11 protein-coding genes and 1 pseudogene are annotated in these 11,065 nt (G+C 59.2%); 4 read left to right on the top strand and 8 right to left on the bottom strand.

Going from position 1 to position 11,065, the window contains the following annotated elements:
* Complete coding sequence (locus tag GTP23_RS22095; RefSeq protein ID WP_161037113.1) at positions 1-1,980, bottom strand: TnsB C-terminal domain-containing protein; 1,980 nt, start codon at positions 1,978-1,980, stop codon at positions 1-3.
* Positions 1,977-2,606: a hypothetical protein gene (locus tag GTP23_RS22100; RefSeq protein WP_161037114.1), complete on the bottom strand. Its 630-nt coding sequence runs from the start codon at positions 2,604-2,606 to the stop codon at positions 1,977-1,979. The genes GTP23_RS22095 and GTP23_RS22100 overlap by 4 nt, the downstream gene beginning before the upstream one ends.
* Before the next feature lie 200 nt (positions 2,607-2,806).
* On the opposite strand from GTP23_RS22100, the gene GTP23_RS23115 reads away from it, so the two are divergent.
* Positions 2,807-3,601: a GntR family transcriptional regulator gene (locus tag GTP23_RS23115; protein ID WP_161037125.1), complete on the top strand. Its 795-nt coding sequence runs from the start codon at positions 2,807-2,809 to the stop codon at positions 3,599-3,601.
* A 60-nt stretch (positions 3,602-3,661) separates the two neighbouring features.
* Here the strand turns inward: GTP23_RS23115 and folE are convergent, their stop codons facing one another.
* The 4 genes from folE to GTP23_RS22125 form a co-directional block, all read right to left on the bottom strand.
* On the bottom strand, positions 3,662-4,381 hold the full coding sequence (gene folE, locus GTP23_RS22110; protein WP_161037115.1) for a GTP cyclohydrolase I: 720 nt from the start codon (positions 4,379-4,381) through the stop codon (positions 3,662-3,664).
* A gap of 66 nt (positions 4,382-4,447) precedes the next feature.
* Positions 4,448-4,807 (bottom strand): cupredoxin domain-containing protein, encoded by a 360-nt coding sequence (locus GTP23_RS22115; protein ID WP_161037116.1) that lies wholly within the window; start codon positions 4,805-4,807, stop codon positions 4,448-4,450.
* An 8-nt stretch (positions 4,808-4,815) separates the two neighbouring features.
* Entirely contained in the window at positions 4,816-5,340 is a 525-nt protein-coding gene (locus tag GTP23_RS22120) for a DUF4142 domain-containing protein (protein WP_161037117.1), read from the bottom strand.
* Positions 5,341-5,431: 91 nt separating this feature from the next.
* A complete protein-coding gene (locus tag GTP23_RS22125; protein ID WP_161037118.1) occupies positions 5,432-6,151 on the bottom strand; it encodes an RNA polymerase sigma factor in 720 nt (239 codons plus the stop codon).
* 156 nt (positions 6,152-6,307) lie between these two features.
* On the opposite strand from GTP23_RS22125, the gene GTP23_RS22130 reads away from it, so the two are divergent.
* The gene (locus GTP23_RS22130; protein WP_229256243.1) at positions 6,308-7,603 is read left to right on the top strand and encodes a c-type cytochrome; all 1,296 of its coding nucleotides are present in this window, start codon (positions 6,308-6,310) and stop codon (positions 7,601-7,603) included.
* 370 nt (positions 7,604-7,973) lie between these two features.
* Here the strand turns inward: GTP23_RS22130 and GTP23_RS22135 are convergent, their stop codons facing one another.
* Positions 7,974-9,431, bottom strand: coding sequence for an efflux transporter outer membrane subunit (locus tag GTP23_RS22135; RefSeq protein ID WP_161037119.1), 1,458 nt, complete (start codon positions 9,429-9,431; stop codon positions 7,974-7,976).
* An 89-nt stretch (positions 9,432-9,520) separates the two neighbouring features.
* On the opposite strand from GTP23_RS22135, the gene GTP23_RS22140 reads away from it, so the two are divergent.
* Entirely contained in the window at positions 9,521-10,138 is a 618-nt protein-coding gene (locus tag GTP23_RS22140; protein WP_161037120.1) for a TetR/AcrR family transcriptional regulator, read from the top strand.
* 86 nt (positions 10,139-10,224) lie between these two features.
* Positions 10,225-10,848, top strand: a pseudogene (locus GTP23_RS22145) (efflux RND transporter periplasmic adaptor subunit); the annotation flags it as partial.
* A 25-nt stretch (positions 10,849-10,873) separates the two neighbouring features.
* On the opposite strand, the gene GTP23_RS22900 reads toward GTP23_RS22145, so the two are convergent.
* The coding region (locus tag GTP23_RS22900) for a hypothetical protein (RefSeq protein ID WP_229256244.1) at positions 10,874-11,065 on the bottom strand (192 nt) is incomplete at its 5' end.

Below are 11,065 nucleotides of genomic sequence, written 5' to 3' on the forward strand. Positions count from 1 at the left end.
TTAGCGTGAGAACACTTGACCGGAGCCGATGATGAGCCGCTTGCCCTTGACCGGGCTTTTGCTTTGTTTGGCTTCCTCGGCAGGGAGGGGGACGGGTGCTGTGGCACAGTCCGATTGCGCCTTCTCGGCCGGACCGGGTGGCGCCTTCGGCGCCGGCGCGGCAGCGTCAATGGCCCGCCGCGCAATCTCCGCTTTGCTGGCCGAGCGGCGCCGCCTGGCTGCGCCATGGCGCAGGTAATCAAGATAGCACTGGACCGGATCGTCATTGTGCGCGACGCGCAACTTGCGCGCCCGCACGAGGGCCAGGATTTCCTTGCGCATGCGCAGGGTATGGGCCGTATGGCGCCAGGCCCCCTGGACCTCCACCACGCATAGTTCGCGCCCGGCCGCGTCGAACACGCGCAGCGCGCGCACGTCCTCGGCGTCAAAGTAGAGCCGCACCGGCTTGCCGATCAGGTCCGCCCGTCCGGCCAGGGCATGGCTCGTGTAGCGCGCGCCGAAGAAATGAATATAGGGCCGCACCCCTTTGACGACACTGCCGCGCACGTGTCCTTCATGCTCGTGCTGCAGCAGACACAGGTTGCGCCGCATGGGCTCGGCCAGCCAGCGCAGCGCACTTTGTTTTTCACGGACGTAATAGCCCAGCATTTCCAGCGGCGAACGACCGCCCAGGTTCGTGTGCGCAGCGGCGTTGTAGTTGGCGATGGCCACCGCAGTCAGTTCCATCAATTCGTCGAGTCGCACCACGGCCGCCGAAGTGGCCGTCAGTTCCGCGATGCGTCGCCGCGGATCGGCAGCGCCGCTGCCCGTGTTACCCGGCAACCGATGCGCGAGGACCGATGCCAGGGTGCCGAAAAAGCGTTCAATATGGGGCCGCTCGTTGGGGCGGTAAGCCGGACCGGCATGGGCGCCACAGCCGACAATGTCGGTCAGCACGCGCAAGGTGTCCTCGGCGAGATGGGCTTTCGCATTGTCGAAGCGGAACCAGTTCCACAGCGCATAGCCAAGTTCCGGGAAGCGTTCGGAGGGCATGCCCGCTCCTGGGGCAAAGCGCAGGCCGGGAATGGTCAGCGCCGGCGGGCGCCACGGAACCAGGGCCCGCTCGACCGTCTTGAGCACGTCGAAGCGGCTGTATTCCGGTTCCAGCACGATGTGGTAGCCCAGGATCGCCCGGCTGCAAATGTCGATGATGGTGAGCAGCCAGACGCGATCGATTTCGAACGACTCCTCGATGCCGGCGACGCGTTCAAAGACGATGCGCAGGCGCACGTCAACCCGGTGGCCGTCGAATTCGACGGCATCGAACGGGATGGCCGCGACCAATGGCAGGCCTTCGGCGTGCGGACGGACACCGCCGGAGCGTTTTTGCGCGAGCGCGACGCGCGCCGCCAGTTCAAATGAGCGCGCGGCCATGGACTTGACCGCCGCGCCCAGGCTGCGGATCCCTTGCTCGTCCTGAACCAGGGGATAGTCCCCTTGCGTCAGGCCCAGCTCCAGACAGAGCAGGCGAAAGCGTTTGTGCAAGGCGCTCAGCCCACCGACAACGAGCCCTTTTGGCCCCTCTCTTAACACGACGTGATGCGCCTGCAGCTCATTGGCGATCAGGGCTTCCAGCTCAGGGTGACGTTCCAGCAATTGCTGGAATGCGCCGGCCTTGCCCGCAGGACCGGATCGGACGCTCTTTGCCGAGCGCCGGTACGACTTGACATGTTCGTAGGGAACGAGTGCGCGCAAGCCCTGCAGACGGCCGTCGGCATGCGTCTGCAGGCAGCGTTCGTACATGCGGCGCACGGAGCTGAACGGCACCCCTGTGGCGGCCTCGATGGAGCGCAGGGGAGCGCGCCGACAATACAGCCGCACCGCTTCTTCACGGGCGCGAAAGATTTTTTGTTGCTCTCCCGAAAGAGCGGGCCACGCCACGGTCGGCCACAATGTCGGATCGGCCCGATCCGTGGCGGTGGCGCTACGACGGCCAGTCATGTGGATGCCCTCCGCAAACCCATCGCCGGCCCCAACGGCCGATCGCGCAATGCCTTCGCCTTGATGCGCCCTTTGTGCAGCAGCATGAATACCGCGGTGCGCACCAGCACGGTGTCATGCGGCTGAAAGTCGCGTTCGAGTTGCCCCAGCGTTGGCGCGCTCGATACCGCTTGCTCGACATCGAGCAACAACCTTTCGCTGACAAAGCGCTCATTCGACGCAAGATAGGGCAGGATGCGCAGCCAGTTCTCGATCCAGACGCCATGGGCGGCAAGATCTTGCACGTGCACATAGCGGACGCCGATATCGTCGTCGGCACTCAGGCCCCCCGCCCGGGCCGGCTGGGGCGTGGGTGTGACGATCCAGCATACTTCGCGTCGTCCGATCTTGACCCAAAAATCAGCCAGTTGCCGGCGGTTGTCGTGGTGCCAGTACGCCGGGCGCTCGCAATAGCGCAGCACCCGGGGATTGCTTTCGAGGAGCGCCCAAAGCCGAACATGGAACGGGTCGAAGAGCGTCACCCGGCGCTTGAGCTTGGGCGCCAAAAACTCAAAGCGCGATGCGCCTTTCGGCCGCTCGCTGTCGATCGGATGGGTGAAGCGTGAGTGTGAAATGCCAGGTGCCATGCGGATCTCCGCCGGTTTTTATACAATTTAGCAGTTTTACTGCGCATTTCAAGGATGTCGCAACTTTACTTCGCATGTATGCGAAGTAAAAGTGTCGTCATCGAAAATGGGATCGGCCTAAATTCAAGAACTTACGGGCGCTGGGGTGTATGCAGAATTACTTCGATTGACGGGCCGGGACCCGACTCAGCGAGCGCGGGCTGGCTGAACGCTTCCGTGTCTCGCGCACGCCGGTGCGCGAAGCGATACAGCGACTGGTGCGTGAAGGTCTGCTGGCGACCAGTAAAGATGGCGCCCACAGCGTATCGAATGCCGGCGCCTTGCTGGTGCAGTCGGGCGAAAAGCAGTTCACGCCACCGGATCCGCTCGAGCAGGCCTATTTTGCGATTGCCGAAGACAGGTTGGCAGGACACTTGCCGGAGCGGGTGACGGAGAACGAATTTGCGCGGCGGTATGACATCAGCCGCGCACAATTGGCGGCGGTCTTGCGCCGCATGGCGCAGGAAGGATGGATAGAACGTCTGCCCGGGCATGGCTGGCGCTTTACCCCTGTCCTGACGTCAGCGGCAACTTATGATCAGGGCTACCGCTTCCGTATCCTGATCGAAGCGGCTGGCATACTGGAGCCGACATTCAGTCTGAACCGTACTGCACTGGAACGTTGCCAGCAGCAGCAGCGCCTGCTGCTGGAGCAGATTAATGACGTTTCTGCGGCTGATATCTTTAATGCCAATACGCAGTTACACGAAGCCATTGCAGAATGCTCAGGCAACGTTTTCTTTATCGATTCGCTCAAGCGGCTCAATAGCCTGCGTCGCCTGATGGAATATCGTAAGACGTTTAACCGCGAAGCCAGTGCACGTCGCTGCCGCGAGCACCTGAGCCTGATCGAGTTGCTACTGACAGGGCAGCAGGAGGCAGCGGCAGATTTTATCCGCTTGCACTTGAGGGATGCCGCGCGTGAAAAATCGGCGCATATATCTGTCCAGCGTTAGTTGGATTGCTAGCGAACGGCAGTGTCTGACCGCGGCTGGCTGATTGAGCATTGTATTTGCTTAATTCAGCGTGGTGATCAGATTCAGAAATTCACTGCGGAGTGCGGTGTTGTTCAGAAAGGCGCCGCGCATCACGGAATTCCACATCAAAGCCCCATCGTCCTTGACACCCCGCCAGTGCATGCAAAAATGCTGGGCCTCCATGATGATGGCGAGGCCATCCGGGCGGATTCTCTGTTCCAGTTCATTGGCCAACATCACCACGGCTTCTTCCTGTATCTGTGGCCGGCTCATCACCCACTCGGCCAGACGGGCAAACTTGGACAAGCCGATCAGATCCGACGTGGCGTTGGGCAGTACTCCCAGCCACACTTTGCCCATGATAGGGCAGAGGTGGTGCGAGCAGGCACTACGCACCGTTAGCGGACCGATGATCATCAATTCGCTAAGCCCGGTGATATTCGGAAAGGCGGTGACCGCAGGCGCTGCTTCATAGCGACCGCGAAATACCTCCTCAACAAACATCTTGGCTACCCGCTTTGCCGTGTCGGCCGTGTTATGGTCGTTCCGGGTATCGATGACCAGAGTGCGCAACACTTCCTGCAATTGCAGCGTCACTTCGTGGCGTAGTTCGTCCAGCTCACCATGGCGGATATACGCCGCGATGTTGTCGTTGGCGTGAAACCGCTGGCCTGCGTCCAGCAAGCGCTGGCGTATCCGTTCCGACGCGCTGACCTTTAGCGTTTGCCGGCCGGGTTTGATGTCTAGATCTAACAGCATTTAAGCTCCTTGTGTAGCGCGCGAGTGCGTAGTAATTGGGCTGGAGATGTCGAGCCGGTAGCGCGGCTACTTGACGATGATGCGGGCTTGCATCATCGGATGCAGCGTGCAGGCATAGGCAAAGCTGCCTTGGCGACGCGCGACGAACGTCCAGCGTGCGCCTGCCGGTATGGTCCCCGACGTGAATTGTGGGACGCGGCTGACGGCATCATGGGGGAACGGGTCTTTATTGATCCATTCGACCGTATCGCCGGCTTTGATTTCCAGTACTTGTGGCGAAAACTGCATAGCTTCGATAATCACCCTATGTGTGGCCGATGCTGCAAGTGTCTGCGACGGCGCACACAGGGCCGCTAGCAGGGCCAGAACAAGCGCCCCCTTGCCGCAGCAGCGCGCTAGACCGTCGGGGTGTGGCAGGGTACGCATGCTCATCCTTATTTGAATGACGCCTGCATGTGCCGGGCGTGATCGAGATGGGCTACGAAGGCAGGCCGTACTTTTACCAGCAGAGCTTTGAGTTCGGCATTTTGCGCGCTCGGAATCAGAGTCTTGTCGAGCGCGTCCATTACCGCGGCGTGATAGGCCACCTCGTTATCAACATAGGCCTGATCGAATTTTGCGCCGTGCAGAGCTTTGAGCTTGGCCAGTGTTTCGTTGCCACCCTGTTTGAGTGATTTGCTGATGTCATTTTCTTCCGGGATGACCTGCAGACGGGTCACCAGTTCGACCGCCATTTTATTGACGCCGCCATGGTCGGCAACCATAGTTTGCGCGAATTTTTTTACTTCGGCATTGCTGGCCTTCGCTGCGGCTAACTGGCCTGCTTCGATATCGACGTTATTGGCTGCAACAACGATCGCAGCGATTTGTGCGTCGCTAGGCCCGTGCGCCTGAGCGAACGATGCCGACACGGCCAGTACCAGCAGACTAGCAGTCAATGCTTGAACGTGCTTATTCATACGATTCCTTTGTGCTGTTTGTGAAGTGGGGTAAAACGTGCTTGCTACAAACATTAGATGCCGCAAAGGTTGCTTGCGTTCCCGGCCAGGTCTAGTGTGCTGCCAGGCGGGCCAGGACATTGGCCACGATGCGGTCACAGCGCGCACCATCGAACGAGAAGGCTGCATCGAGGCCATGATCAATTTCACGTGAGAGTGCTTCGCGCAGCATGCTGCGGGCGCGGAAATAGCGGGTCCGTACGGTCGCTTCGGGAATGTTGAGGCAGGCGGCGGTTTCTTCCACCGACATTTCTTCCAGCCCGCGCAACATAAATACGATACGAAAGACGTCCGGCAAGCCGTCGATTTTTTCTTCAATCAAGCGCCGGATCTGCGACCGCTCTGCCGCTTCCTCGGGCTGTTCCACTCTTTTGCCGTCCATGATTGCCTCGTCTTCCGTCTGATGTCGCTCCACTTCGTCCCATTGCATTTCGCTGCTGATATCGATGATCTCGGCGCGGCGTGTGCTTTTGCGGCTACGTGCCAGCCCTTCGTTAATGACGATGCGGGTCAGCCAGGTCGACAGGCTGGACTCAGCGCGAAAGCTGTGCAGCGACTGAAAGATACGCAGATAGGCTTCCTGTACCACGTCTTCAGCTTCGGCGTCATTCTTGACGATGGCGCGTGCCGCTCGATACAGGATCCGGTTAAAGCGGCGCATCAGCAGTTCGAATCCATTGCGCTGCCCGGCCTGTATGGCCTGAATGATATCGGCGTCCGATAAGGCACTGTGGCTGGCAGTGATACTGCTGGCGATGCGATGGGGTGGCATGAAGGGTTTCCTTGTGTAGTGGCGTATGACTGTTAGACGTCGTCAGCTCTGCGGGCGTTCCCATAAATAATTTTTGATTTTCTCAAAATCAAGGAACAGGGCAAATATTCGCCTCATCTAAACACGGGCAACACAGTCATGTCGACTGCGGCTTGCATGTCTTCACACATCGATTTCGTAGAAAGGGAAAACAGCATGCTATATTTCAGCGCCTCAGCTTACACACGCTGGCGCCTGCTGGGCGGCGCCATACTCAGCACCATTTTGCTCAGCGCTTGCGGCGACGGCGACACCGCGCGGCCAGTTGCCACTGCTCCGACCACGCCCGAAATGCCCGATCCTGCGCAACTGGCGCAGGGTCAGCAGATCTTCCGCTACGATACCTTCGGCGACGAAGCGCATTGGACCGACAAACTGCAGATGCATACCGTCATTTCGAGCGCGGTCGATCCGCTCACCGCGCTATCGGTCGGGCTGAAAGTCGACGCCGACGCCTTGCCGACGGCAGTCGTCAACGGTATCAAGGATGGCAGTATTGACCTGAAAAGCCCTGCCACCACGGTCGCGCTGTTGAAATTGAATGCCGTGGTTGGCATAGTCGGTAAAGTCGAGAGCGTTAATGGCAGGGATGTGCTGACGCGGGTGGGCATCACCTGCGCGCTTTGCCACTCCACGGTTGATAACTCGTTCGCCGCCGGCATAGGGCGCCGGTTAGATGGCTGGGCTAACCGTGACCTGAATGCTGGTGCCATCATTGCGTTGTCGCCAGCGTTGAGTACGGTGCAGAAAGCCGTCTACAAATCCTGGGGCAAGGGCATGTATGACCCGCGCTACAGCGTAGATGGGAAGAACGGCCCGCAAGTGATACCGCCGGCCTATGGCCTGGCGGGCATACACCGCATCACCTCGACCGGCGACGGTACAGAAATCGCGTACTGGAATCGTTATGTAGCGGTCACGCAGATGGGGGGGCAGGGGCATTTTGACGACAGCCGTATTGGCATTTCGGTGACCAATGGTACGGTCGACCTAGTTTCGTCCAAGCTGCCAGCGCTGCAAGCTTACCAGCTTTCGCTGGCGGCCCCTGGTGCACCTGAGGGGAGTTTTGATGCGGTCATGGCAGCGCGCGGTAAATTACTCTTTTACGGCAAGGCGACGTGTTTTACCTGTCATAGCGGAAATGAATTCACCGATGCTAATTCGCGCTTGCATACGCCGTTGGAAACAGTGAGCGAACCGGAAGCGGCGGGAGTACCTAGCTACGCCAGTCGCTCGGCTACGCAGCAGTATCGGACCGCGCCGCTTAAAGGTGTTTGGCAACACGCGCCATACTTCCATAATGGCTCGGCTGCGACTCTGGAAGATGTGGTTGCAACCTATAATGAACGTCAGCACTTGCAGCTGACACCAGCCGAAGTGGCCGAACTGAGTAACTATCTCAAGTCTTTGTAGATCCCGAACATTGTGTGTGGGAGCGATGTCTTTCCTTCAGCAATGACGAGGGGGCGGGGCAATAAAATGTTCCGTCGTGCATTATGGCGCAGGTGCTGTTCCGCATTCTGCGTATCCATAGCCCGAGTGAGCACAGCAAGTCCGTATCAGTTATTTACTTCCTCATATTACGATTTTGGAAGGAGCGCGCCATGTAAAACTGGGGATTAGACACCGTTGTCTTTTTTGAGGGGCGATTTGAGGATCACGGACTGTTCCGTAAGCCCAAAAATCGGCATTTCTCCCTCTGGCGGAGCGCCAAATCCGCAAATCGCAAGCTCAGGTGACTACGCCCTTCGGCATCGCCTGACTGCAGTGCTCTAGATGAGGGTTATCGCAGTGCTAGCTCAGTTTGCGAAACTTGCCAACCGCCGCCAAGGGCGCGGAATGTTGCGACGGCAGCGCGGGCCGCATCTATTTCCGCCTGCGCTTTAGCATCAGCGACACGTAACAGGCTTTCGTCTGCGCGTAGCACGTCCATCTTGCTGACCAGTCCCTTCTGATAGGCTGCGAAGGTAGCGTTGCGTGCGCTGCCCAGTGACTGCCATCCTTGATTTAGCTGTGCGCTCTGGCTTTCACGTTTCAGCACTGCCGTGTAGGCATTTTCCACGTCTTCAGTTGCCTTCAGGATGGCTTGCCGATAGGCGATCAGGCTCTCTGCGTGCAGCCCCTCAGCCTGGGCAATCTGGGCGTCGATGCGTTTGAAGTCGAACAGGCGCCAGCGCAGGCCCAGTGCAGCCGAAGCCTGATTGGCACCACTGTTAAAGAGATTGCCAGCGGAGATAGCACTGGCACTGCCAAGCAGTCCATTCAGGGATAGCTTGGGGTAGTACTCGGCAATCGCACCACCGATGCGGGCATGGGCGGCCGCCAGACGCCGCTCGGCCACGATCAGGTCCGGACGGCGGCGCAGCAGTTCGCCCGGCGTGGCCAGACTCTGGATCTGCGGCGCTTGCGGAATACTGCCGCCGGCGAGCAGTTCGCGCCGGTAGGTGCCCGGCAGGGCACCCAGCATCACGTCGAGGGCATTCAGCGCCACTTCATATGCTTCTTCCAGCGTGGGCAGGGTGGCCTGGGCCAGTGCCAGTGCCGCTTCGGCCTGTTTCAGCTGAATCTCTGGCGCCAGCCCTTTGCCATGCAGCAGACGCACGCTGGCCAGCAGGTCCTGCTGGGTCTGTATCTGCTGCGCGGCGATCTGCAGGCGGTTTTGCAAACCCCGTAGGCTGATATACAGGTCGGCCGTCTGGGCTGCCACGGCCAGGCGCGTAGCCACGGCGCCCGCTGCGCTGGCCTGATACTCGGCAAGGGCTGCTTCACGACTGCGGCGCAGGCCGCCAAACAGGTCGATTTCCCAGCTTGCCCCTAGATTCACTTCATAGGCATCACCATAGCGATCGTATCCCGGTACCGAATTCAGGATTTGCCCTTGCGGGGTCTCCAGCGATTGCCTTGCTCTGGCGGCCTGTCCCGAGAGACTGGCTGAAGGCAGTATTGCCGCTTGCGCTGCAGCGACGCCGGCGCGCGCCTGCGTAATCCGGGCGGTGGCGGCAGCCAGCTCAAGGTTTTGCGCAAGAGCGAGATCGATCAGGCGGGATAGTTGTGGATCGCCAAAGCCATGCCACCAGCTCGCCAGATCGGCCACGGCACTCGCGGGACGCGCTTCGATTGCGGCCTGAGCGTTAAATTGCTGCGGCAAGGTACTGGCAGGGCGGCTGTAGTCGGGCCCGACCGCACATCCAGTGGTCAGGCTAGTGACAAGCAGAGCGATCAGGACGGGTTTGCTGGACATGGGAAGCTTTCTGAATAGGAGAAGTGGTGACCATAATACCAAATGGTCACAAGTTGTCCAGTATTCCTTAATGGCGTAAACTGCTAGTTATGAAAAATGACAGCACACCCATTACCAAATCCCGCGGCCCTGCCGAGCACGAAGTGCGCGCACAGATTGTTGCGGCGGCAACTGAACACTTCAGCCATTTTGGCTATGAGAAGACCACCGTATCCGATCTGGCGCGGGTGATCGGCTATTCCAAAGCCTATATCTATAAATTTTTCGAATCCAAGCAGTCCATCGGGGAAATGATCTGTGGCAACTGCTTGCGCGAAATCGAGGCCGAAGTGAGCGCCGCGATTGGCCAAAGCGATCAGCCGCCAGAACAGCTGCGCAGAATGTTCAAAGCCTGTACGGAAGCCAGTTTGCGGTTGTTCTTCCGTGATCGCAAGCTGTACGAAATTGCGGCATCCGCGGCGACCGAACGCTGGCAGACCGTGATCGTGTACGAGGCGAATATTCAACGCCTGCTGCGCGAGGTGCTGCAGGCGGGGCGCTTATCCGGTGATTTCGAACGTAAGACGCCGCTCGACGAGACCACCATGGCAATCTATCTGGTGATGCGCCCCTACCTCAATCCTTTGTTGCTGCAATATAGTTTTGACTATACCGAAGATGCCCCCGTGCAACTTTCCAATCTGGTTCTACGTAGCCTCTCCCCCTAAACGCCTGCAAACAACTTGTGACTGTTGACTAAATTGGTCACTAGAACCATAATGAAAGCTCCTATCACTTCGTATATGGGCTTTTCATGTTCTGGCGTTCTTCCAAAACCGTCATAAGTGCGCTGTTGCCGCTAGCGCTAGTCGCTTGCGGTGACAAGTCAGGTGCCGCCCCCCGCACACAGATCCCTGTGGTGCGTGCGGCTGTCGTTCAAGAGGCCGGCCAAGCCGCGCGTTCGTTTACCGGTGTCGTCACCGCCAGAGTGCAGAGCGATCTGGGGTTTCGGGTGGCGGGCAAAGTGCTGGCCCGGCTGGTCGATGCCGGGCAGCCGGTGCAGCGTGGTCAGGTGCTGATGCGCATCGATCCGCTGGATTACCAGCTGGCGGCGCAGGCGCAGCAGCAGGCAGTGACGGCAGCACGGGCCAGAGCCGCGCAAAGCGCCGCCGATGCGGCACGCTATCGCGATTTGCGTGGTAGCGGGGCGATCGCGGAATCGGCCTACGAACTGGCCCAGGCGACAGCCGACACGGCTCAGGCCCAACTGGCGGCAGCCATCGCCCAGGCCAAGGTGGCCGAGAATGCCAGCGGCTACACGGAACTGCTGGCCAATGCCGATGGCATTGTGACGGAAACACTGGCCGAACCCGGACAGGTCGTCAGTGCCGGACAAGTCACCGTGCGGCTGGCCCAAGCTCGTAGTGGAAAGCGAAAGTGTCACTTTTGCGACGGTAAATGTGTCAATCCATCTTTTCAGAGTCGGGAAAGTTGAAATTCTTTAATATTTTCAACGGCTTACCGAATTTGGAAAGCAATTGTGTCAACTGGAATGCAAGGAAAGGAAATGTGTCACTTCCTTGGCGCCGAAAATCGGCACCGATTCGCATCGTCAGCGTCATATCGATACGATCAGAAATACGCAAAATAGCTCC

It is taken from the genome of Duganella fentianensis, assembly GCF_009857835.1.
GTDB lineage: Bacteria > Pseudomonadota > Gammaproteobacteria > Burkholderiales > Burkholderiaceae_D > Rugamonas > Rugamonas fentianensis.